The 21,091-nt window shown below is 66.7% G+C and carries 21 protein-coding genes, 1 pseudogene and 1 riboswitch; of the genes and pseudogenes, 11 read left to right on the top strand and 11 right to left on the bottom strand.

Annotated elements, in window-relative coordinates:
- Positions 1-41: 41 nt before the first annotated feature.
- From J2X01_RS01395 to J2X01_RS01385, 3 genes and pseudogenes are all read right to left on the bottom strand, one after another.
- Positions 42-479, bottom strand: a pseudogene (locus tag J2X01_RS01395) (M1 family aminopeptidase).
- The gene (locus J2X01_RS01390; protein WP_310050203.1) at positions 449-1,312 is read right to left on the bottom strand and encodes a gluzincin family metallopeptidase; all 864 of its coding nucleotides are present in this window, start codon (positions 1,310-1,312) and stop codon (positions 449-451) included. The pseudogene J2X01_RS01395 and the gene J2X01_RS01390 overlap by 31 nt, the downstream one beginning before the upstream one ends.
- 36 nt (positions 1,313-1,348) lie before the next feature.
- Positions 1,349-1,585 (bottom strand): hypothetical protein, encoded by a 237-nt coding sequence (locus tag J2X01_RS01385; protein ID WP_310049862.1) that lies wholly within the window; start codon positions 1,583-1,585, stop codon positions 1,349-1,351.
- Between the two features lie 236 nt (positions 1,586-1,821).
- On the opposite strand from J2X01_RS01385, the gene J2X01_RS01380 reads away from it, so the two are divergent.
- Complete coding sequence (locus tag J2X01_RS01380; RefSeq protein ID WP_310049860.1) at positions 1,822-3,747, top strand: plasmid pRiA4b ORF-3 family protein; 1,926 nt, start codon at positions 1,822-1,824, stop codon at positions 3,745-3,747.
- Between the two features lie 16 nt (positions 3,748-3,763).
- On the opposite strand, the gene J2X01_RS01375 is transcribed toward J2X01_RS01380, so the two are convergent.
- Both J2X01_RS01375 and J2X01_RS01370 read right to left on the bottom strand, forming a co-directional pair.
- Positions 3,764-4,279, bottom strand: coding sequence for a hypothetical protein (locus J2X01_RS01375; protein ID WP_310049858.1), 516 nt, complete (start codon positions 4,277-4,279; stop codon positions 3,764-3,766).
- A 139-nt stretch (positions 4,280-4,418) separates the two neighbouring features.
- On the bottom strand, positions 4,419-6,560 hold the full coding sequence (locus J2X01_RS01370; protein WP_310049855.1) for a transglycosylase domain-containing protein: 2,142 nt from the start codon (positions 6,558-6,560) through the stop codon (positions 4,419-4,421).
- Between the two features lie 291 nt (positions 6,561-6,851).
- Between J2X01_RS01370 and ggt the strand changes: the two genes are divergently transcribed.
- Complete coding sequence (gene ggt / locus J2X01_RS01365) at positions 6,852-8,684, top strand: gamma-glutamyltransferase (protein WP_310049852.1); 1,833 nt, start codon at positions 6,852-6,854, stop codon at positions 8,682-8,684.
- 135 nt (positions 8,685-8,819) lie between these two features.
- Positions 8,820-9,332 carry a mycothiol transferase gene (locus J2X01_RS01360; protein WP_310049850.1) on the top strand — a complete coding sequence of 171 codons (513 nt, stop codon included), beginning with the start codon at positions 8,820-8,822 and terminating at the stop codon, positions 9,330-9,332.
- Here the strand turns inward: J2X01_RS01360 and J2X01_RS01355 are convergent.
- Together J2X01_RS01355 and J2X01_RS01350 are read right to left on the bottom strand one after the other, a co-directional pair.
- On the bottom strand, positions 9,329-9,886 hold the full coding sequence (locus tag J2X01_RS01355) for a hypothetical protein (RefSeq protein WP_310049848.1): 558 nt from the start codon (positions 9,884-9,886) through the stop codon (positions 9,329-9,331). The genes J2X01_RS01360 and J2X01_RS01355 overlap by 4 nt on opposite strands.
- 2 nt (positions 9,887-9,888) lie before the next feature.
- Entirely contained in the window at positions 9,889-10,446 is a 558-nt protein-coding gene (locus tag J2X01_RS01350) for a hypothetical protein (RefSeq protein ID WP_310049846.1), read from the bottom strand.
- A 294-nt stretch (positions 10,447-10,740) separates the two neighbouring features.
- On the opposite strand from J2X01_RS01350, the gene J2X01_RS01345 reads away from it, so the two are divergent.
- The 3 genes from J2X01_RS01345 to J2X01_RS01335 all read left to right on the top strand — a co-directional run bounded on the left by J2X01_RS01345 (position 10,741) and on the right by J2X01_RS01335 (position 12,602).
- Positions 10,741-11,202: a universal stress protein gene (locus J2X01_RS01345; RefSeq protein ID WP_310049845.1), complete on the top strand. Its 462-nt coding sequence runs from the start codon at positions 10,741-10,743 to the stop codon at positions 11,200-11,202.
- Positions 11,203-11,374: 172 nt separating this feature from the next.
- A complete protein-coding gene (locus tag J2X01_RS01340; protein WP_310049844.1) occupies positions 11,375-11,695 on the top strand; it encodes a GYD domain-containing protein in 321 nt (106 codons plus the stop codon).
- Positions 11,696-11,837: 142 nt separating this feature from the next.
- Positions 11,838-12,602 (top strand): nuclease-related domain-containing protein, encoded by a 765-nt coding sequence (locus J2X01_RS01335; protein ID WP_310049842.1) that lies wholly within the window; start codon positions 11,838-11,840, stop codon positions 12,600-12,602.
- A gap of 41 nt (positions 12,603-12,643) precedes the next feature.
- On the opposite strand, the gene J2X01_RS01330 is transcribed toward J2X01_RS01335, so the two are convergent.
- On the bottom strand, positions 12,644-14,050 hold the full coding sequence (locus J2X01_RS01330) for an HNH endonuclease (RefSeq protein ID WP_310050202.1): 1,407 nt from the start codon (positions 14,048-14,050) through the stop codon (positions 12,644-12,646).
- 303 nt (positions 14,051-14,353) lie between these two features.
- Between J2X01_RS01330 and J2X01_RS01325 the strand changes: the two genes are divergently transcribed.
- A complete protein-coding gene (locus J2X01_RS01325; protein WP_310049839.1) occupies positions 14,354-15,019 on the top strand; it encodes a DNA alkylation repair protein in 666 nt (221 codons plus the stop codon).
- A gap of 27 nt (positions 15,020-15,046) precedes the next feature.
- Positions 15,047-15,793 (top strand): alpha/beta fold hydrolase, encoded by a 747-nt coding sequence (locus tag J2X01_RS01320; protein ID WP_310049838.1) that lies wholly within the window; start codon positions 15,047-15,049, stop codon positions 15,791-15,793.
- Positions 15,794-15,841: 48 nt separating this feature from the next.
- Here the strand turns inward: J2X01_RS01320 and J2X01_RS01315 are convergent, their stop codons facing one another.
- Positions 15,842-16,111: a hypothetical protein gene (locus J2X01_RS01315; RefSeq protein WP_310049837.1), complete on the bottom strand. Its 270-nt coding sequence runs from the start codon at positions 16,109-16,111 to the stop codon at positions 15,842-15,844.
- A gap of 444 nt (positions 16,112-16,555) precedes the next feature.
- A riboswitch (cyclic di-AMP (ydaO/yuaA leader) is annotated at positions 16,556-16,725 on the top strand.
- 4 nt (positions 16,726-16,729) lie between these two features.
- On the opposite strand from J2X01_RS01315, the gene J2X01_RS01310 reads away from it, so the two are divergent.
- The gene (locus J2X01_RS01310; protein WP_374724904.1) at positions 16,730-17,464 is read left to right on the top strand and encodes a C40 family peptidase; all 735 of its coding nucleotides are present in this window, start codon (positions 16,730-16,732) and stop codon (positions 17,462-17,464) included.
- Between the two features lie 54 nt (positions 17,465-17,518).
- Here the strand turns inward: J2X01_RS01310 and J2X01_RS01305 are convergent, their stop codons facing one another.
- Entirely contained in the window at positions 17,519-18,106 is a 588-nt protein-coding gene (locus J2X01_RS01305; RefSeq protein ID WP_310049835.1) for a dihydrofolate reductase family protein, read from the bottom strand.
- A gap of 209 nt (positions 18,107-18,315) precedes the next feature.
- Between J2X01_RS01305 and J2X01_RS01300 the strand changes: the two genes are divergently transcribed.
- Both J2X01_RS01300 and J2X01_RS01295 read left to right on the top strand, forming a co-directional pair.
- Positions 18,316-19,347 (top strand): serine hydrolase, encoded by a 1,032-nt coding sequence (locus J2X01_RS01300; protein ID WP_310049833.1) that lies wholly within the window; start codon positions 18,316-18,318, stop codon positions 19,345-19,347.
- Between the two features lie 58 nt (positions 19,348-19,405).
- Positions 19,406-19,597, top strand: a complete 192-nt coding sequence (locus tag J2X01_RS01295) for a DUF1918 domain-containing protein (protein WP_310049832.1) — start codon at positions 19,406-19,408, stop codon at positions 19,595-19,597.
- A gap of 5 nt (positions 19,598-19,602) precedes the next feature.
- Here the strand turns inward: J2X01_RS01295 and J2X01_RS01290 are convergent, their stop codons facing one another.
- On the bottom strand, positions 19,603-21,060 hold the full coding sequence (locus J2X01_RS01290) for a DUF5129 domain-containing protein (RefSeq protein ID WP_310049831.1): 1,458 nt from the start codon (positions 21,058-21,060) through the stop codon (positions 19,603-19,605).
- Between the last annotated feature and the right edge of the window lie 31 nt (positions 21,061-21,091).

Raw genomic sequence — 21,091 nt, 5'->3', positions numbered from 1 at the left:
AGGTGCGGGGCCGTTCCGCGAGTGACGCGACTATCCACGACCTACGAAACCCCCGGGCGGACGTCACCACGCAGCCACTCGTCGAAGAACGTGTCGAGCTGCTGGCCTGAGGCCTGTTCCATGACGGCTTCGAAGTCTTCGGTCGTCGCCGTCGACTCGTTGTAGGTGGTTAGCCACAGCTGGCTGCCCGCGAAGAGCGACTTGTCGCCGATCTCCAGGCGCAGTGCGTGCAGGGCGGCGGCCCCGCGGAGGTAGACCTGGCCCGCGAACAGGTTGTCCCGGCCGGGATCGGAAATGTCCAGCGCCCAGCGGTCGTTCGCATCGAGGTACGTCAGGGCGTCCTCGAACTGCTGCTGCATTGTCGGAGTGCCTTGCTCCGCTACCCAGAGCTACTCGACGTAGGTCGCCCAGCCCTCGTTGAGCCAGATGTCCCGCCAGTCGGAGGGGCTCACGCTGTTGTCGAACCACTGGTGGCCCATTTCGTGCACCACCGTGTATTCTGTTGCGACGCCCGAGTAGACCGTGTCTGAGTCTCCAGCGCGTACTCCACCGTATCGTCGTCGACAATCGCGCCGAACGCCTCGAACGGGTACCGCCCGAACAGGCCCTCCAGGAACCTGCTCATCTCCGGCTGGAGCGCGAGTGACCTTTTCGTCTCCGCCAGTTCCGGGCCTGGCACGTCCGCGTCGATGGCGTTGATGATCGGCAGCCCGCGCGGACCCACGTCGTAGGACAGTGCAAAGTCGCCGACGCCCGCCGTCGACAGGTAGCTGGCCATCGGGTCCTTTGCCTTCCATGTCCACGTCGTCCAGCCGTCCTTCGTCGCCGGCTGGCCGGACGGCCGTCCGTTCGCCACGGCCGTCTTTCCCTCCGGCACTGTGATGCGGAACGTGTACGTTGCCTTGTCTTCGGGGTCGTCGTTCACGGGGTACCAGGTTGCCGCGCCCTCAGGCTCGTTGACGACCATCGCGCCGTCGGCGGTGGTGACCCAGCCGTACAGGGCGCCGGTGGTGTCCAGCGGCCGGCCGGTGGTCCCGCCGTACTCAATGACGACCGTCGTTTTCTGGCCGGCCTTCAGCTGCTGCGGCAGCCCGATCGTGAGTTGCCAGATGCGGTTCGCGTCGTCCTGCTGCTGTGACCACTCGGCCGGGGCCTTGCCGTTGACCGTGACGGAGGTGACGTTGAGGCCGCGCAGGTCGAAGTTGAGCGACTCCAGGTCCTGCGTCGAGCGGAGGGTGACGGTCGCGACGCCATTGAGCTGGCCGCCCTTTTGAACGTCGCGATCTGCCGGCGGGGCGTAGCGGAGGGCCAGGTCGTAGTGCAGGACGTCGTATCCGCCGTTGCCTGCCTACGGGAAGTACGCATCGCCGCTGCCGGGGGCGCCGGCCGTGTAGCTGGGCTTTTCGGGTCCGGGGGCGGCCTGTGCAGTGCCACTGACCACTCCGACACCGCCAACCGCCAGCACCACGGCGATCGAGAGGTGGCGCAGCCGTCCGTTTCCGCGATCACTGATCCCCGGCCGCGCACCGCAAGGCAGCGAATCGTCGACTTTCATTCCGCCAGCCTGGTTTTGGTTTTCGATCATCTGACGGTCCTTTCCTGCTCAGTAGCCTCGACGTCCACGGTTGATCGGACCCCCAGCCCGCCCATTGTCCTGATGGCACCCTTGGAATACCTTGGGCCCCAAATTCGGCACGCGCAGGCGGCCGCGGCAGCGGGCGAACCTGGACTCGCGCCGTCCCCTGGTGCTGCGGAACTGGCCTGCCGCCCAAAGGATCAGTACCGTCGTCATAACAACACGTTCGCAAGCGGAGGGGCACCATGAGCAAGAACGGCCGGAACCGGCACAAGGGCAAAGGCGCTGGCGGGACGGGACGCCCCGGTACCCGGTCCTCCACACCGCAGTCCCTGAGTACCTTCCGGGCTGAACGCGCCGTGGACGCTCTCACACCGGCGTTCGTCCGGTGGTTCGAGGAGGGCTCTCCCGGCTCGGCGGCTGCCGCCCTGGATTGCCTGACTCCAATCAAAGCCGTCATGGCGCGCTACATGGAAGGCACGCCCGCGGCCGACGTGACGAGCCTTGAGCCTGGCGGCTTGGCAGTCGCCGTCGAGGCCGAAATCCTGGCGACTGTCGACGCCATCGGCGCACTGGCAGGAGCGACGGCCGTCGAGGAAAGCGTGCGTGAGATCACGGGCTTCGTCGTCGACACCGTCCGCGCCTTCATCGAGTTTCTCGTGGAGACGGGCCGGTGGTCCGGCTCCGCGGATCAGCTGGCGGAAGTCATAGAGCACTTCACCGCCACCGCCACTGCCACGGACGACGACGGCGGCGGCTGGGGTCTCGTCGACGTGCCGGACGTCCCCGATCAGCAGGCCCTGGAGGCGTTTTCCAGGCTGCCCCTGATCCGGCGGGTCACGGCGCTGCTGCAGTGGATCGGTGAGGGGAAGCCAGTTACGTCAACCGGTGCAGTCCGCCAGCGGGACATTGAGGCGGCGGCCGCCAGCGTCGGCGTCGTCGTCAGGGGTGGCACCAAACGGGCGGGCTCCCCGCTGCCGGGCACCGGCAGTCCGGCCGATCACGTGCCAACGGTCCGGAGCATGTATGACGTGCCGCTGCTGGCCCTGCTCTGGACCACACTGGAGACGGCGGAGCTGATTGAGATCACCGCGACGAAGGTGGTTCCCACGGCGGATGCCGGCGACTTCCTGGCCGGGGGGCCTTCGGACCGGCTGGCGGAACTGGTGTTTATTGTCGACCAGTACCTGACGGCGGCGGTGCTCGACTGGAATCCGGCCCAGCCGTGGGAGCGAATGATCTCCGGGTTGCAGGTATCGATCCTGCTCGCGGCGGCAACGGCCGACCCGCCCGAGAAGGCGCGGGTTCTGGCCACTGCGGAGCACGCGCCGGAAGCGGAACGGGCCATGGCGGGTCTGCTGACCGGCGTGGTCATGAGGCGCCTGGACGAGCTCGCCGAGCTGGGGCTGCTGACCATCGACACGCATTTCCGGGTACCGCGGGCCCTCATCCGCTGCATTGCAAATGTCTTTGACGACGACAGGGTTCTGGCTGGCCTGGGACTTGGTGAGGCCCCCGAGGATGCCGGGCTTGAACCGGTCGTGCAGTACGAGGCGGCTCCCGTGCCGGCAGTTGCGGCGGCACGGGCGGCCGGCACGCCGGTCCTGCAGCTGAAGATCATGCTCAACGATTCGAAGCCGCCGATCTGGCGGCGTGTCCTGGTTCCGGCCGGCATGCCGCTCCCTCAGCTGCACCAGGTGATCCAGGCCCTGTTCGGCTGGCTCGATTATCACCTGCACGAGTTCCAGATCGGGGGATTCCGGGGCCCCAGGTATGCGCCGCTGAACCCGGACGAGGACGATTTCTACGGTGAACCTCCCCATGACGAGGGCGGGGTGACGGTCGGTGAGCTGCTGCCGGACGTCGGCAGCAGCATGAAGTACACCTACGACTTTGGCGACAACTGGGTCCTCGCCATCAAGGTGGAGAAAATTCTGCAGGACGACGACGGCGGGCGACTTCCGCAGTGCACCGCCGGGCGCGGCGCGGCCCCCGCGGAGGACAGCGGCGGGACCGGGGGCTGGGCGAACATCGTCGAAGCGGTCAACGATCCGCGCCACGAAGACCACGAGCAGTACCGGGAATGGCTGCGGATGCTGCCGGGCGACACTTTGGATCCCAAAGCCTTCGACGTGGATGAGGCCAATGAGGAGCTGGCTTATCTCCATTGAGGCCTGCCTGCCGGCGTCAGTTTCCGTCTGCCCGGTTCCTGGACGCCCGTGCCGGTCCCGCAGCCGGGCCCGACTGGTCACGCCGCGACCCGCGACTCCGGCCGGTCTGCCCGTGTGAGCTCCGCCGTTCCGCGGACTGCTGCGTTGGTCCGGCCGGTCCAAGGTGTCTGCTGGCGTCCGGTTGCTCCTCTGCGCTGCGTTGCTGGAGTTCCTTGGTGATGAGCCCGAGCAGCTCGTCGGCGGCCTCGGACCCGACGAGTTCCACACAGTTCGCAAGCGCGTCCCGGAGCCGGTCCAGCTCGGCGGAGGGCACCAGCGGCCAGCGCCGGAAGGTGCCGAAGATCCGGGCGGAAGGCAACCCTTCCGGAACCTGGCGATGGATCGTCAAACCCTCACCCCCCGGCGCGTGGGCCCCCTCGCGGCAGGGCGAGGGAACAAAAGCCTGGAGATGTTGGCGGGGAACGTTCCCGCATCGGGTGACGGTGCCGGAATCCATGTTCACGGCGACGGTGACATCCGGTTTGCTTGTCATGGACACTATCCCTCTACGAATCACAGGTTGCCGTTGCCAGGCCACATCCAGAATACTGGCTGAGCCGGGGGCAATGTCACATTTTCCGTATTCCAAGGACGCCGCAAACGCCCCACGCGGGCTCCGGGCTCAGCGCCGATCAACGTTTTCTGGTCATGGACTCCGGCGGCGGCGGGAATTCCGCGGCGGGATAGAGCCCGGCGACTTCGAGCATGTAGTTCGCCCACTGCGGTCCGGCAAGCATGTAGCCGTCGATGCTTTTATAGAATTTGCCGTTGACGGTGATGTTCTGGCCGGGCCGTTTTTGACCTTCCAGGGCATCTCCGAAGAACGACGCGGTGGCGATGCCGCTGGTGTAGCCCACCACCCAGGTCGCGCCGTTCGTGTTGGAGGTGCCGGTTTTGGCCGCGACCGGGAAGCGGCTCTGGACCTTGGGTTTGATGTAGACCCCGGACCCCCTTTTCAGCACGTCCTGGAGCACGGAGTTCACACCGCGGGCGACGTTGGGCTGGATGGCATCACGGCAGGACCTGGTCTCGGCGGGAAGCTTGTTTCCCGCCGCGTCGGTCACGTCCGCAATGGCGATCGGAGTGCAGTATTGGCCGTCGTTGGCGAACGTGGCAAAGGCATTGGCCAGAACGAGCGGCGCCACGCCAATCGCCCCCAGCAGGTTGCCCAGCTGATGCATGTTCACCTGTGCGTTATCCAGGCCGCTGTGGAGCCCGGCAGCATCCACAGTCCTTTGGATGCCGCAGAAGTCCAGCTGGGCAGCCTCAGCGAAGGTGGCGGTGTTGATGGAGTTATACAGCCCGTAGTCGACGGGCATGCGGCGGTAGTAGCCGGCGTCATTGTTTTGCAGGTCGTCCGCCGCGCCGAGGCTCCTCTCCATCGTGCTGTAGGCACCCAGCACCTTGCCGCAGCTGGACTTCCAGCGGAAATTTAGGGGATACGACCGCCGCGAGGCATCCACCGTCTCGGTCAGGGACTTGCCCTCCCGAAGCCATTCCGCCAAGGTGAACGGTTTCATGGTGGACCCGGGTTGAAACCCGCCGGCACCATTCAGGTCATTGCCTTTGGCGTCCTTGGAATCAACGTTGAAGTTCAGCTGGGTATCGAATTTGCCATCCTCGGGGAGGAACACGGTGTTTTGGGCCATCGCCAGGATCTTCCCGGTTCCGGGTCCGATGGAGACCAGCGACGCGCCCCACTTGTCCGGGTTGGCCCCGGCCGTGGCGTCGACCTGCGTCTGGGCGGCCAACTGCAGCCGGCTGTCCAGCGTCGTGGTGATAGTCAGGCCACCGCGGTACAGCGTCCTCACTCGCGCGGCAAGGTCGACGCCATAGGCGGGGTTGTTCAGGATGAGGTGCGAGACGTAGTCGCAAAAGTACGGTGCCATATCCGCGCCGGCGCAGCCCTGCCTCCCCGGTGTCATGTCCAGCTCCACTCCGGTGGCAGCGGCGGCGGCATGCTCGGCCGGGGAGATCCGGCCGAGGCTGAGCATGGCGTCGAGGACATGGTTGCGGCGCTGGATGGCGTTGTCGGGATAGACGGCGGGGTTGTAGAAGCTGGGGCTTTTCACCAGGCCTGCGAGGAGGGCGGCCTGCGGCAGGGTCAAATTCCTGGCTGTGGTGCTGAAGAAGTGGCGCGACGCGGCTTCGATCCCATAGGCATCCCGGCTGAAGAACACAATGTTGAGGTAGCCCTCGAGAATCTGGTCCTTGGTGTACTTCTTTTCCAGCTCGATTGCGAGCCTCATTTCACGCAACTTGTCGGCAACGCTCTTTTGCCCGTTGAGGACAATCCGGTCGCCCTTGTCCGCCGACATCAGGGACTCATTGAGCACGTTCGTCACGTACTGCTGGGTCAGGGTGGAGGCGCCCTGCCGGCCCCCGTTGCTCAGGTTGGACGCGAGCGCCCGAAGAATTCCCTGCGCGTCGATGCCACCGTGCTCGTAGAAGCGGCGGTCCTCGATCGCGACAATCGCGTCCTTAATATACGGCGACATCTGGTCCAGGCTGACTCTCACCCGGTTCTCGGCGTAAAAGGTGGCAATGGTCTTCCCGTCCGCGGTCAGGACCTTGGTGGATTGCGACGGCGTATCGACCCTCAGTTCCGCGGGCAGGTTGTTGAACATCGTGGTGGATTCCCTGAGGGCAACAGCGGCCCCGGCAATGGCGGGGACCAGGAGGCTGGCGGCCAGCACGCCGCAGATCGCGCTTACGGCGAAGTAGCCGGAGAACCTCCGGAGTGCCGAGCCCAGTTTCGATCCGGGGCGTGCCATGTGCTGACCCTAGGGGCGGCCCGCCGGCCCGCGCCTCATCCGAACCGGATGGTCCGGCCGGGGCGTCTGGCACGCGGCGTCCCCGCCTTTCGCCAAGATGTTGACACCCTATTCGGGCAAGACAAGACTGGCTCACACAACAAACGCTGAAAGTCTTTTCCAGCGCCTTGGTGAGGTCGGCCATCGCAGGTGCCGGGTGACCTTTCCGCCGCTCGGCAGTTGAATGTCGCGTTGCAGCGCAGTAGCGTGACAACTACTGTCAATGCGCATCACGGGGACTCGGGAGCGATCATGACACTTATGACACGTGGGCTGATGGCCATTACGGCGGCCCTGGCCTTGGCGGTGACGGGCGGCGCCGTCACCGGTCCCGCGTCCGCCGATCCGCGGGAGACGGTCAAGGAACCGATCGCCACCGGGTACGGCGGCGCTGTGAGTACCGTGGACCTGGAGGCGTCCGCCGCGGCGATCGAGGTCCTCCGCAAAGGCGGCAACGCGGCCGACGCCGCCGTCACCGCAGCCGCAACCCTCGGCGTGACCGAGCCGTACAGCGCCGGCATCGGCGGTGGCGGCTATTTCGTCTTCTACGACGCGGAGACTGGCGAAGTCGGTACGATCGACGGCCGCGAAACGGCGCCGGCTGCGATGCCGCCGGACGCGTTCATCGACCCGGCAACTGGCCAGCCGTATCGCTTTACCCCCGAACTCGTCACGAGTGGCGTCTCCGTGGGTGTCCCCGGCACGCCGGCGACGTGGGAGCGTGCCCTGGACCGGTGGGGGACGGTGAGCCTGGACGAGGCGCTCACGCCGGCCATCACGGTGGCCACCCGGGGCTTCGAGGTCGATAAGACATTCCGCCAGCAGACCCTCGACAACAGGCTCCGGTTCGAAGCCTTTACCTCGACGAGCGCCCTCTTCCTTCCCGGCGGCGACGCCCCCGCCGTCGGTAGTGTCTTCCGGAACCCCGACCTCGCCGAAACATACCGGCTCCTCGCCAGGAAAGGAACGAACGGCTTCTACGCCGGGCCGCTCGCGGCGGAGATCGCAGCGACGGTCCAGGCTCCGCCAAAGGCTGCCGGCACCCAGCTGCCCGTCCCGGCGGGCCACCTGACCACGGCGGATCTCGACGCATACCGCGCCCTGGATCAGGAGCCGACGCACGTGGAGTACCGCGGTCTGGACGTTTACGGTATGGCGCCCTCGAGCAGCGGCGGCACCACGACCGGCGAGGCACTGAACATTCTGGACACGTTCAACGTCTCCGAGATGTCCACGCCCGGCGCCCTGCATCACTACCTCGAGGCGAGCGCGCTTTCCTTCGCGGACCGCGGCAAGTACGTCGGCGACCCGGCGTTTGGCGATGTCCCCACCGCCGCGCTCACCGACCCGCTGTTCGGTAAGGAGCGCTCGTGCCGGATCGATCCGCTGCTGGCAGCTGAGAAGCCGGTCCTGCCGGGGGACGTGTCCTCCTACGACGGTGTGTGCCCTGCTCCCGCCGTGGCGCTGGAAGATGAGAAGGACACCGAGAACATCTCCACGACCAACCTGACGGTCGCGGACAAGTGGGGCAACGTCGTCGAATACACGCTCACGATCGAGCAGACCGGCGGGTCCGGCATCGTGGTCCCCGGCCGCGGCTTCCTGCTCAACAACGAACTGACCGACTTCTCCACCGTCTACAACCCGACCGACCCCAACCGGATCGAGCCGGGGAAGCGCCCGCGCTCGTCCATGTCCCCGACCATCGTGCTCAAGGATGACGAGCCGTTTTTCGCCCTGGGCTCGCCCGGCGGCTCGACGATCATCACGAGCGTCCTGCAGACCATCCTGAACCGGGTGGACCTGGGGATGAGCATTTCGGACGCGATCGCCGCCCCGCGAGCCTCGCAACGGAACACGGCAACGGTCACGGCCGAGCCCGAATTCATCGAGGCGTACGGGAGCAAGCTGACCCCGTACGGTCATAAATTCACGCCGTCCGGCGACGCGTTCACGTCGGCGGCTGAGATCGGCGCGGCGACCGCCATCGAGTTCCTGCCCGACGGCGGCATGGTCGCAGCGGCCGAGCCCGTGCGCCGCGGTGGCGGCTCGGCGATAGTTCTTGAGCCGTCGCCCACGCGATGAAACCCGTCGGGGAGCATCAGGTGCCGGGATCCACGATGCCCGGGCGGGGCCCTATGTCTTGGTGCTGCATCCACGCAAGCATGGGGGTTCACCGAAAATGCACAGTGAACCGAAAAGGCACAGTGAGGGGAGTCGATGAAATCCAACGAACTGCTGCTCGACAGCTTCGGCCGGATCCGGGAGATCGTGGCAGCCACTCTTGAAGGGATCGACGACGACGCCCTGGTCCGCCGGCCCGCCGGCAACGGGAACTCGATTGCGTGGCTGATCTGGCACCTTAGCCGGGTAGAGGACGCGCAGCTCGCCTCTGCCGCCGGACTGAAACAGGTCTGGACTGCGCAGGGGTTTGCCGGCCGGTTCGGTCTGCCGCTGTCCGAACGCGATACCGGGTACGGCCATTCCTTCGACAAAGTCAACGCCGTGAAGGCCCCGCCGGAGCTGTTGCAGGAATACTACGACGCCGTTCACCGGCAGACCGTGACCTTCCTGGCCACCCTCGGCGACGCGGACTTCGACCGCATCGTCGACACCCGCTGGGACCCGCCTGTCACGCTCGGAGTGCGGCTGGTGAGCACCATCGCCGACGGCCTCCAGCACGCGGGGCAGGCCGCGTACGCCAAGGGCCTGAACCGCGCCCCCGCAGTTTAGGAAGGATTGGTGCCGGAAGTGCCGGTGACGCCGCGGTCGGCGTCGATGGCTGCGGCAACCAACCGATCGAAACTTGCGGCGCCGTTCTCCGGCGGGACCACAGTAAAGACCGCCAACCATTTCTGCGGGGCATTTTCCTCCGCCGTAGCTACCCGTTCGACGTGCAGGCTCAACCCGGGCACCCCGCCGACGAGCAGAGGCAGCGGCTCGCCGCTCTTGATCAAGCGCCGAAATTCCCCAACCGACAATTGGTCACCGGGGGAGTCCGAAACCTCGGCGATCGTGTCGTTGACCCTCTGCGTCAGCCCCCGCATGAAGGTCCGCTGACCGGAGACCGCGGGAATCGTGAGCAGGGCAGCGAAGGAGACCGTGAACAAGGCGACGGCCCCGCCGCTCCGGAGGCCAGGCATAAAGATCATCAGGAACAGGCACAGGATCAAACCGAAGACAGTGAGAATGATGAACCTGATCACGGGATTCTCGCCTGGCTTCTTGGACCACCGAACAAGTGCCACGGTGCTCTTGTGGGGCTGGGCGTGCAGTGGGCGTTCCATGGTTAGTACCCCTTCACTTCCATCAGCGCTTCGGCCAGGACGACTGCCTCGCGTGCAGCTTTGAGATCACTCAGCAGACCCAAGTCCGGCTGGGCTGAGGTGGCAGCGGCCGAGCTGGTGAGGGCAGAAAAGACGCTGCTCAACCTTTCGCGGTCCTGTGCCAGCAACCGGGACGAATTCAGTTTGACCCTGCTCAGCTCAAGCTCCAGCAGGGAATTGTCGATCGCCTCGCGGCGACTCCGCATGACCGCTAACTTTTCCGTGACGCGCTGGACACGGCCACGGAGCATGGCTTCCATTTTCACCGCCACGTCGTGGAGATCGCTCAGCGCCGTGTACGACCGCGCCGCGCCGGAATGCCGGGCGAGCTGCCCGCTGACGTAAAGGCGCCGCCGTTCCCATTTCCCTACAGCGGATTCATAGGGTCCCAGGAGCAACGTGACGGCCGCCAGCGCCCTGTCCAGCGAACCCGCCCGCGTGCTCAGGCTGGTGGTCGCAGCGTCCAGCCTCGCCATGAATGCCTCGTAATTGTCCTGCGCCGGTGCGCCGTTGTCAGTCATGGCGCACTGCCGCACTGCCGCACTGCACCGCCGCACTGCCGCGCCGCGCGGCACGGGAAGTCCCCGCCAGGCCGGCGCGCCTCCGTCGCCAGAATGCGCCCCCATCTCTCATGGCAAGAGAATAGTGGTTGCGGCCACGTTGTCATAGGGCACGTTGTCACAGGGTCTGCACGCCGACTGCTCCGGGCGAGCCAGGAGCGTCCGGGTCCGTCGGGCGGAGCTTGACACTGACTTTCACGGACACAGACACTGAAGAATCCAGGCGGCCCACTGACACTAAGGAACGTAAAGACAATGACCGGTTCAGGATCGTTCGTAATTGTGGTGGGTTTTGACGGTTCCGAGAATTCCCGACATGCCCTGAAATGGGCCGTGGACGAGGCCAAACTGCGTGACGGCCAGCTTCGTCTCATCACGGTCTGGAGCAAACCGCCGCTCGCCTGGTATCCGGCGCTGCTCGAGACGGCCGTCGGCGACAAAAAAGTGACCGAGGATTCCCCCCAACAAGTGGCAGAGACGATCCAGGCTGCCGCTCTGAAGACCGCTGAGGACGAGGGCGTGACGGCCACCGGGCAGGTTGTGCACAGTGATTCGGCGGCTTCCGCCGTACTCGACGCGGCCACGGCCGCGGACCTCGTTGTCGTGGGCTCCCGCGGGCACGGCGGATTTCCCGGACTGCACCTGGGCTCGGTTTCCACCCAGGTCAGCAGCCATGCCCCATGCCCCGTCCTTGTCGTCCATCCCAAAGAGTCATAGCCGGGAGGCGGTGGCGCAACCGGGCTCTGCAGCAACCCGTTGTCAGGGTGTGGGGGAAAGCCTAGGATGTGCCCACAGCCCCACTCTGGGGACAACACTCCGGGACGTGCCCTTTCAGGGTTTCGAACACCTTGTGGTGCCCGAGTCCTGGACATCACAGGACGGGAAGACCATGGCCAAATATCTGTTCGAAGCGAACTATGTGGGCGACGGCATCAAGGGCCTAATGCGTGAAGGGGGCTCCAAACGCCGTGATGCGCTGGTCGGAGCCCTCAAATCCGTGGACGGCACACTCGAATGTTTCTACTACGCCTTCGGGAAGACCGACGTGCTGGGAGTCTTTGACGTCCCGGGGCCGGCCGACGCCGCGGCGCTTTCCCTCCTGATCAATTCGACCGGCTCTGTGAACGTGCGTCTGAAGCCGCTCATGACCCCGGAGGATCTCGACGAGGCGGCCAAGAAGACCCCGTCCTACCGGGCCCCCGGGCAGTAACGCCCCAGCCCGGCCAGTCGGATGGCCGACCGAGGAAATGCCCACGTAGGATCGCTCCCATGCGATGCCATCTGAAGCCCACACCATGACTTCCGACCTCTCACCAGTGCTGTTAGGAGCGCGGGTTCCAGGCCAGGCTGTCATGGAGGAGTTACTGGCTCTCCAGCGTATGGTCCGACCGCGCTCCACCCTCCAGCGGATCTTTGGCGTCAACCCGTTGAGCGAGGAAACCAGGCCCTGGTTCAAGGGCGCGCTGGGAGAGATCGCGGTCGGTAGAATCCTGGCGGAGCTGGGGCCGGAGTGGCTGGTCCTGCATGCCGTGCCGGTGGGGACGGGTTCCTCCGATATTGATCACGTGCTGGTGGGCCCCGCCGGGGTGTTCACCATCAACACGAAAAATCACTCGGGCCAGGCCGTCTGGGTGGCCGGGCGGTCCCTCCTGGTGGCAGGGAAGAAAACACGCCACCTGTACAACGCGGCGCATGAAGCGGCCCGGGCGGCCAAACTCCTTAGCGCGGCGTCGGGACACGACGTCGACGTCGACGGTGTCGTGGTGATCGTGGAACCCAAAACGCTCACCATTAAGGCAACGCCGGACCAGGTCTCGGTGGTCACGGAGCGGCAGCTTTTGGGCTGGCTCAGGCGGCGAGGGCAGGTGTTGAAGCCGGAGCAGGTGTCCCGGATCGCGGCGGCGGCCGTCCTCGCCCAAACCTGGCACCGCAATCCGGCCCAGCCGGGTGACGCCCGCACAGTCCAGCAAAACTTCGCTGCCCTTCGGCTGCTGGTGAACAGGGCACGACGGCGGCGGGCAACCTGGGTGCTCGGCCTGCCGTGCGCAGGATTTCTGCTGCTGTCCGCCGGAGGGCCGTTGGGCGGGGCCATCCTTCATCTGCTGGCGGGCGGCTGAATTTCATCCGCCACGAAACCGCGGAGCGACCCGGCGGCACTTCAGGCTGCAAGCGGTTTGCCGGGGCGCGAATGGTTGGCAATTTTCAGGCGGTGGCGGAGTTCGCGGTGGTGGTGGTGCCGGTTGGGAGCCACGGGTTGGTCCGGCGCCGTTCCGCTGACCCTGGTTCCCGGTAGTGGGGGTGCTTTTGATTGGTAGGTGTGGCCGGTGGGGGTGGTGATGTGGAGTGTGTGTCGGGGGCCGGGGCGGGGTTGGGCGTTCCAGCCGGGGGTTTCTTTGGTGTGGTTGCAGGCTTCGCAGAGGCCGGCGCCGTTGTTTTGGTCCGTGGTGCCGCCGTGGTGCCAGGGGATGATGTGGTCCAGGTGCCGGATCGGGGCGTCGCAGTAGGGGGTGCGGCAGGTGTCGTCGCGGAGGTGCACGAATCGCCGGAGGCCGGGCGGGAAGAGCCGGGCGCGGGAGTCCATCGCGGTGAGCTCTCCGGTGCCGGGGGCGGTGTAGAGCCGGCGGAGCCAGACGTTCAGGGCCTGGTCCTGGCCCTCGTCCGGGTCTGCCTGGTTCGGGTTCTGGTCGGGGACGAGGAGTGCGCGGGCGTGGCCGGCGGGGATGATGCCGTAGCCGGGGAGCCGGGCGGGTTCGCTGTCGCCCTGGAAGAGGGTGCGGTCGGTCCTGACGAGCTGGATCTCGATGCCGGTGATCCCGCCGGGGGTGCCGGTGGTGCGTTCGACGAGGGTGTCGGCCATGAGCTGGCCGCGGGTGCGGGGGTCCCCGGTGGCCCGGAGGGTGTCGGCGTGCCGGGTCAGGGCGGTGTGCACGGCGACGCCGGCGGCGACGGGCAGCAGGGCGGTGAGGTAGCACATGGTGTCCGGGGCCGGGCGGAGGCTGACGTGCCGTTCGGTCGCGGCGTGCCCGGCGCGCTGGGTGACCGAGCGCGGGTCGCGGCGGTACGCGGCGGCCCGCGCCGCGGCAATGATCTTCCGGTCCCCGGTTCCGTCGAAGGTTCCGGTGTCGGCGGCGAGGTCGGCGTCCACGGCGGCCCGGTCCGCCGCGGACAGGCACGCGGTTTCGCGCACCAAAAGGGTGGCGCGCCATTCGTTGAGCTGGCCGGTGTCCAGGGCGGCGAGGGTGTGGGGCATTTCGGTGACGAGGGCTTTGGCCAGGCCCAGGAGCCGGCCGCCGCGGGCCGGGGATTCCCGCCTTGCGAGGGCGAGCTGCGCGGCGACGCCGGCGCCCAGCTCCGCGGCCGGCATCCCGGTCTCGGCTTGTTCGCGGCGCTGGAGCAGGTCGAAGTCGACCGCGAGCCGGGCCTGGCGGGCCGACAGGGCAGACTTCCGGTCTTCCAGGGCCCGGATTTCAGCAATCAGAGACGCACCCTCGGCGCAGGGCCGGACCGCGGCCAGGGAGCGGGCCACGCCGGTGACCGCCACCCCGCCAGTTGCTGCCGGAGCCATCTTGGGCCCCTGGTTGCCGTCCACAGACCCATTGAACCTCGGGGCCCCGACATTTAAGGCGCCCGTGGATCCAGTGGCCGCGGCGGCGGCGGCCTTCAGCTCCTCGACTTCGGCGGGCTGGCCGATCAGCCCGGCACCCTCGGCGGAGGGCCGGACCGCGGCCAGGGAGCGGGCCACGCCGGGGACCGCCACACCGCCTGCTGCTGCCGGAGCCATCCCGGGCCCCTGATTGCCGTCCATGGAAACAGGCTATCGGGCACCTGCGACAACATACCGGCCTGAGCCATGCGGAAGAATGACTCCATGAGCGATGCCGGCGAATTCATAGACTTGGCGCTGCAGCGTGAGTCGTCCTGGAGCCGCGCCGCGGAAGCTGAGTCAAGGCACGGCAGCGATCACCGCTACTACGGCGCGTCCGTCGGAGCCGTGCGCGGAACGGTCCGCGACGCCCACCGCCGCCACCCGGAACTGACGCACGACGACATCACGGCGCTGAGCTCCGAATTGTGGGAGGTGCCGGTTTTCGAGCGCCGCCTCGCCGCCGTCGTGCTCCTGCAGTCCAGCGTCCGCCTGCTGACCAACACCGACCTGACCCGGATCGAAGGCTTCGTGCGGAGCGCACGGTTGGGTGCCCTGGTCGATCCGCTCGCCGTGGACGTCGTCGGCCCGCTGGTCGCAGGCCTCGACGTCGTGGCGCGGGTGCGTGCGGACAGTGTCCTGGACCGGTGGGTGCGGGATCCCGACGACTGGCTGCGTCGAGCCGCACTGCTGGCCCCGCTGCGCGATCTCCGTGCCGGCGCGGGGGACTGGTCCCGGTTCGTGCGCCACGCCCGCTCGGTGCTGGCGGCGGCGCCGCAGCGTGATGACGGGCGCGACGGCGGCAAGGTCGCCGAGCGCGCCGTCGCCGCCGACGCGGTCTCCCTCGTGCTTGCCGAGATGGCACGGCACCGGCCGGACCTGGAATTCTGACCGCACCGGCTCTGGAAGACTGGCGATATGACGGCAAAGTCCGAAGGGAAACGTCCTACCCTCGTGTTCATTCACGGCGGCGGAGTTGGACCGTGGATGTGGGCGGAGCAAAATGCCAGCTTCGCTCGTGATTTCACTGTCCTTACCCCTTGTCTTCCGGGGCATCATCCGCAGGGCGATGGCACCTTTTCCACGCACGCCGGAGCCGCAGATGCAGTCGCACACGAGGTCGGCCTTTTGGAACGAGCCCGCCCGGTCACTGTCATTGGCTTTTCCCTTGGCGGTCAGATCGCGATCCAGCTGGCAGCGTCCTACCCTGAGCATGTCGAGCGCCTCGTGGTGGTCAGCTCCCTTCTGAGCCCGTGGCGCGGAGCAGCGGCTCTCAGCCTGCTCGCCGCGGCTTCCGCACCGCTGTGCCGGAACCGCCGCTTCGCCAGCGCCCAGGCGGCTCAACTCGGCATTCCCCTAACCAGGTTCGAGGACTACTACGTCTTATCGCGGTCTATATCCGCCGGAACGCTCAAGCGCCTAATACATGCCAATTTCTCGTTCGTCGTTCCTCCTGAGGCTTTGGGCTCTTCACGGCCGGCGATCCTGATGGCCGGTGACAAGGAGGACACCCGGCTCTTGCGCGGATTGGAAGACCACCAGGCGAAATTCCGGAACTGCACACTACAGGTCCACCAGGGCGTGGGGCACGGAATGCCTTTCACTCATCCCGGGCTGTTCAATTCCTCCCTTCACCAATGGCTGGACTCCACCGGGGCGGCCTAACAACGACGTCAGAGGCAAACCTCCCTGGCGTCGCTGGAAAGGTTGCGGTCAGCTGCCCGGGCGGCGCTCCACGACGGCGTAGGCCTTTTCGTCGAAGAACTCCCAATCGGTGATCACCATAAAGCCGAGGGCGTCCACCCGGTCATTCAGGACGTGGACGTCGAATCCGCCGTCGCGGGGCTCGGCGTCCCACGTGGACACATGGATTTCCCCGTTTTCCAGGACCAACAGTTCGGTATTGACGTTGAAGTCCTCCGGCCGCTGATTGCTCAGCTGGCAGATGGCGACACAGTGCCTGGCGGCTTCAGGGCTGTTCATTTTCGGGCCTCCGCTTGCGGGAACGGTGATGGCATCATCCTATGCCTGGGGTGGCGTCCGCCGCGGGTTGCGTGATTCCGGAAGCGGTCACCGGAACCGGGTCCTACGAACACATCGACGACCCGCTGGAACCTCGGGCACCGCCGGCCTTCTGGGATTAAGATCACACTTTCACCGGGCGTTTCCGGCATCGGAATGATGGGCGGCGAGCGCCGCTGCTCTGGGGCGGCAATGTGAGTCTGACCTGCGGGAATCGGAGCTTGACCCTCCCCGGGAGGGGACCTGGAGCCTCACTCCTGGGTGTCAGCCTCGGGACCCCCGCCAACCGCTCCGGCAGTTACCTCAATGTGACTTGTCGTGATCATTCCGTTACCGTTGAAGCGTGCCTGTTGTTTCCGAGACAGGCTCTCCCCAGCCGATTGCCTAACTCTGCCGCGGCGTGGGGATAACTCGCAGCAACGTCCGGCAGAGACGGGGAAACCACTTTTGACCCGCTGTTCTCCAGGGGTCTTGGGGTGAAGCCGCACGGCCCGCCATCGTCGGGCCCGAGTGTGCGGCCGGGTGCCTCCCATCCGAATCCGACAGCTCACCTCGCAGGCATTGGGAGAGGCTCCTTTAATGACTTTTAGCAATACCCGTGCGCCCAAACACGCCGCCGTTCGCAGCAACCGCCGCACCGCCGGCACCATCGGCCGCCAGGCCGCAGTACTCGTAGCCGCTTCCGGAATGGTGCTTAGCGGCGCCATGGCCGCCAACGCCGCCGATGCTCCAACCCAGCGCGACGCCGCCCCGGCGTCGTCCGTCGACATCCAGGGCCAGGTCTCCGCGCCGGTCATGGCGGACTCCGCCGTCCAGATCACCTTCGAGCGCCCGGCCGTTGAGACTGCCCCGGCTCCCGTGGTGGAGGCGCCCAAGCCCGTAGCCGCTCCGAAGGCCCCGGCAGCACCGGCCGCGGCCCCCGCAGCACCGGCGGCCGCCAAGGCGACCGTCAAGGTCCAGGCCGCTCCCGCCGCTGCGCCTGCCCCGGCGGCCGGTGGAGTCAACGCCACCCTGCTGTCCGTGGCCTATGGCCAGATCGGCATCACGCAGGACTGCACCGCCATGGTGGAGAAGGCCCTGAACGCCGCCGGCATCCCGGTCGGTAACATCGGCCCGCAGGCCTTCCTGAAATACGGCAAGGTAGTCGCAGCACCCCTGCCCGGCGACATCATCGTCCAGTCCGGCCACGTTGCCATCTACGCCGGTAACGGCCAGGCCATCAGTGGCGGCATGAACGGCGTGAACGCCACTATGGCGCACCCGCTGTCCTGGCTGACCGCCACGGGCCCCGTGACGTTCGTCCGCGCCGGCTAGCAGTACCGCCAGCGCACAGAAGGCCGGTCGATCGGTTGCCTTGGGGGCAGTGGATCACCGGCCTTCTGCCTGCCCGGTGTCCGGCTCCGCCGCGTACCGCAGCAGCACCACACCGTTGCCGAAGGTGCGGGTCTCCAGCAGCCGGAGCGGCGTCATGTCTTCCATCTGCTGGAACAGCGGCTTGCCGCGCCCGACCAGCACCGGGTGCACATAGATCCGGTACTCGTCGATCAGGCCGAGCCGCCGGAAGGCCGCCGCGAGATCGGCACCGCCAAGTGCGAGGTCGCCGCCGGGCTGTTCCTTGAGCCTGGCGACGTCCTCGGCGACGACGTCGCGCACCACCTCGGTGTTCCAATCCGCCGTCACCAGGGTCCTGGAGTAGACAATCTTCGGCATGTCCCGCCAGATTCCCGCGAACTCGGCCTCCGGGGCGGAGCTTGAGGGGTCCTGGTCCGCAGTCGGCCAGTATCCGGCCATCAGTTCATAGGTGACCCGGCCGTCGAGGAAGGCTCCCATGGTCCGGAGCAGCTCGTTGAAGTGGCTGTGCAGTTCTTCATCGACCCGGTGCCAGCTCAGGTCCCGGTCCGGACCCTCCATGAATCCGTCCAATGACACCTGCATCATCAGAATGACCTTGCGCATTGAGGACTCCTTCGCCGGGCTGCCAGGTTCCAGCGTACGTGATCCAGCTCCTACGGGCGCGCCCTCTTGCGCTAGGCTGAGCCCGGGGCAGAATAAGGAAACTGAAGCCGTACCGCGTTCCCAATTTGAGAAGGACAACCATGCCTGCGAACCAGCCTGTGGCGTCAGCCGACGTTGCGTCTCCTTCGATGTTCCGGCGATGAGTCCCGATGGATTCCTGGGGTTCGGGCCGGCATTACAGCAGCGGCCGACATACACGTGAGCCGGCCCGGGGCGCCGGGCGGGGCCTGCCGGGGCTTCTGGGCGGGATCCGCCCGCAGTTCCTGATTGTGCTGGTCGCCGTCCTGGGCCTGGTCTCCGCCGCGACCGTGTACGCCACCATCCAGGCCCGGCCACCGCTGGATGCCGATGCGCCGCCGGCCACGTCAGCGTCCGCAACAGCAGTCGCGGCCAACCCGCTGTCCGCCACCGGAACAGCACCGCCCGCGGCAGTCACAGCACCGCCGTCAGCAGCCGCAGTCCCGGCGCCCGTCGTCGCTTCCCCCGACCCGACCATCGGACCGGCGCTCGACGCGGAGATCAACGCGGTCATCGAAGCCAACAGCGCCTACCGGGTGGGCGTGGCCCTCATCGACGTGCGCGACGGCGCCGTGCACGAGTATGGCGTAAAGACCAAGTTCGTGGCCGCCAGCACCGGCAAGATCCTCGCCGCTGCCGCCTACTACCATCTGGTGGAAACCGGCAAGGCGTCCCTGGCGGCCCGGATGGGGGCGTCCACCGCCGGGCAGCAGATCCGGCAGATGGTCCAGCAAAGCAACAACGATTCGTGGGCCTTGATCCTGGCTGCCGTGGGCCACAAAGGACTGATCAACTATGCGGCCACGATGGGCATCCCCTACGACCGGACAGTGAACGCCCTGACTCCCGCGGAGATGGGGAAGATCCTGTCCGAGCTGTACAGCGGCCGGCTCCTCAATGCACAAAACACCGCCCAGTTGCTGTCCTACATGCAGCAGACCAATTACGAAACCCTGATCCCGGCCGCCACACCGCCGGGGATCAGCGTCTTCCACAAGTACGGTCTGCTCAACGGCAACTTGCACGACGCGAGCGTTCTGGTCCGGGGGGAGCGGGCTTACGTGTTTGTGGTCTACACGCAGGGACGGGACCTGTCGGATATGGCTGACCGTACCCGCGTTATCCACGAGCTCACGGCCACAGTCACCGCCGGACTCTTTTAGCGGGCGCCGTTCCCCAAAGGGCCACAGAACCGTACGCTGGTGAACGGAGGTGAATGCCATGAAAGCAGCCCAGGGCGACCGCATCGTCATCCGTGGCACCACGGTCGAGTCATCGGACCGGCACGGCGAAATTCTGGAGGTCAAGGGGGCGGACGGAGCCCCGCCGTATCACGTGAGGTTCGACGACGGCCACGAGACCATCCTGTTCCCCGGCGGCGATTTCGTCGTCGAACACAGCAAGAGCGTCTGATCCGGCTAGAAGCTCGAGGAACTGCCGGAGCCGGAGAAGCTGCCGCCGCTGCCGCCGTAGCCGGTGGTGCTGCCGCCCCCGCCCCGGGCAGTGCTCACGCTGCTGACGCCGGTATTGAAGCCGGAGTTGAACGTCGGCACGGAGAAGAAGTAGTAGGCGGGGTAGACCGTGCCCAGAATGCTGGGCTCGTACGTTCGCCCGTACTTGGCTCTGCTTCCGGCCTGTGCGCTCTCCATCTCCTGACGCATCAGCGAGGCTTCCTTCTCGTTCTTGGCGAAGCCGTCGATGACCGTATCGGCGTGGTTCTTGAGCAGCTCCGATAGGTGCGTGCGGGCATCCCGCAGCCGGTCCAGCGCCGTTTCCGGCGTGATCGAGCCGTCCGAGAGCTCCGCGGTCCACCGTTCGATGTCACTGTGGCTTTGGTCGCGGAAAGAGCGCAGGGCCGCCGCGGTCGCGGAGTCGCCCTCCGCGTTGCGCTTGCTGAGCATCTGTTCGATCGCGGCCAGGTCGGCGCGGAAGGGGGCCAGTTGCCGGTCCCAGGCGGGAGCCCACGCGGAGCCCTGGTTGAGCAGTGCGTTCGTGTCCGCGATGACGTCGTCGAGGGCGTCGAGCTCGGCGGCGGCATCCGCGTAGCCCCTGACCAGCTTCAGGTTCGGCCGCCTGCTTAGTCCCCTGGACGACAGGGCATGGACCTGGTTGGCCAGGCCGGTGGCGGTGTTGTACTTCGCCATGAACGTCCGGTGTTTCTCCAGCACGGTACTTCCATAGCGCGAGGCTTCCGGGATAGTGCCGGCGTTGAGTTCCGTGACCTGGAGATCCATGGTCACGCTGGAGTAGCTGGCGTCGCCGCGAGCCAGTTCCCGGCGGCTGCTCACCCTGGTCCGCCACCGAACGATCAGCCAGGCGGCGGCGCCTGCGACAGCCACCACCACAGTGGTCCAGGCCGTGACGAGGAAGGCCGTGGACTGGTACCACGGCTGGTTGATCAGTTCCGCGCCGCGCTGGATCCCGGCGATGGTGCCTTCCGTCCACTGGGCATCGCGCAGCAGATCCTTGGCGGCGTTCTGGATGTCCTCACGTTGTTCGAGCGAGACCTTACGGTCTTCACCCATATAGGTCCCGACATGACGGCCCACCGGGTCAAGGGCGAAGATGAAGAGCCCGTTCGCCCACTTCTGCCCGTCCCCGCTGATCCACTCCGGATGCTCGGCCCGGGCAAAACGCAGGACCTCCTCGTTGAGGTTGTCCGCGGCCGAGCCGTTGTAGGTGTACACAGCCACCTTGGTGGGCTGGTAGAAATGGATCGCCTGCACCGCCGGTCGGAGCGTGTTGTGGTCCAGTACCCCGGCGCGGTCCTCCACGACAATCTCGAGCGGCGTGACGGCCACTGCTGCCGGCCCCGAGCCGACCAGGCTGACCATCACCAACACGAGGAGGCCCAGGACTTTCCGCACGATTCCCATTTCCTGAGCGTAGTGCCTGCCGCAGGCGCCG

It is taken from the genome of Arthrobacter ginsengisoli (assembly GCF_031456935.1).
Taxonomy (GTDB): Bacteria; Actinomycetota; Actinomycetes; order Actinomycetales; family Micrococcaceae; genus Arthrobacter; species Arthrobacter ginsengisoli.
This window is presented reverse-complemented; position numbering and strand designations above follow the sequence as displayed.

Bases quoted from the DNA above. Each gene is read 5' to 3' on its own strand.
- J2X01_RS01325 (WP_310049839.1), top strand. From the start codon at position 14,354: ATGAGCGATGCCGGCGAATTCATAGACTTGGCGCTGCAGCGTGAGTCG.
- J2X01_RS01300 (WP_310049833.1), top strand. From the start codon at position 18,316: ATGGATTCCTGGGGTTCGGGCCGGCATTACAGCAGCGGCCGACATACA.
- J2X01_RS01360 (WP_310049850.1), top strand. From the start codon at position 8,820: ATGAAATCCAACGAACTGCTGCTCGACAGCTTCGGCCGGATCCGGGAG.
- J2X01_RS01380 (WP_310049860.1), top strand. From the start codon at position 1,822: ATGAGCAAGAACGGCCGGAACCGGCACAAGGGCAAAGGCGCTGGCGGG.
- J2X01_RS01385 (WP_310049862.1), bottom strand. From the start codon at position 1,585: ATGATCGAAAACCAAAACCAGGCTGGCGGAATGAAAGTCGACGATTCG.
- ggt (WP_310049852.1), top strand. From the start codon at position 6,852: ATGACACTTATGACACGTGGGCTGATGGCCATTACGGCGGCCCTGGCC.
- J2X01_RS01335 (WP_310049842.1), top strand. From the start codon at position 11,838: ATGGAGGAGTTACTGGCTCTCCAGCGTATGGTCCGACCGCGCTCCACC.
- J2X01_RS01355 (WP_310049848.1), bottom strand. From the start codon at position 9,886: ATGGAACGCCCACTGCACGCCCAGCCCCACAAGAGCACCGTGGCACTT.
- J2X01_RS01320 (WP_310049838.1), top strand. From the start codon at position 15,047: ATGACGGCAAAGTCCGAAGGGAAACGTCCTACCCTCGTGTTCATTCAC.
- J2X01_RS01310 (WP_374724904.1), top strand. From the start codon at position 16,730: ATGACTTTTAGCAATACCCGTGCGCCCAAACACGCCGCCGTTCGCAGC.
- J2X01_RS01340 (WP_310049844.1), top strand. From the start codon at position 11,375: ATGGCCAAATATCTGTTCGAAGCGAACTATGTGGGCGACGGCATCAAG.
- J2X01_RS01375 (WP_310049858.1), bottom strand. From the start codon at position 4,279: ATGACAAGCAAACCGGATGTCACCGTCGCCGTGAACATGGATTCCGGC.
- J2X01_RS01305 (WP_310049835.1), bottom strand. From the start codon at position 18,106: ATGCGCAAGGTCATTCTGATGATGCAGGTGTCATTGGACGGATTCATG.
- J2X01_RS01315 (WP_310049837.1), bottom strand. From the start codon at position 16,111: ATGAACAGCCCTGAAGCCGCCAGGCACTGTGTCGCCATCTGCCAGCTG.
- J2X01_RS01330 (WP_310050202.1), bottom strand. From the start codon at position 14,050: ATGGCTCCGGCAGCAACTGGCGGGGTGGCGGTCACCGGCGTGGCCCGC.
- J2X01_RS01345 (WP_310049845.1), top strand. From the start codon at position 10,741: ATGACCGGTTCAGGATCGTTCGTAATTGTGGTGGGTTTTGACGGTTCC.
- J2X01_RS01290 (WP_310049831.1), bottom strand. From the start codon at position 21,060: ATGGGAATCGTGCGGAAAGTCCTGGGCCTCCTCGTGTTGGTGATGGTC.
- J2X01_RS01350 (WP_310049846.1), bottom strand. From the start codon at position 10,446: ATGACTGACAACGGCGCACCGGCGCAGGACAATTACGAGGCATTCATG.
- J2X01_RS01370 (WP_310049855.1), bottom strand. From the start codon at position 6,560: ATGGCACGCCCCGGATCGAAACTGGGCTCGGCACTCCGGAGGTTCTCC.
- J2X01_RS01295 (WP_310049832.1), top strand. From the start codon at position 19,406: ATGAAAGCAGCCCAGGGCGACCGCATCGTCATCCGTGGCACCACGGTC.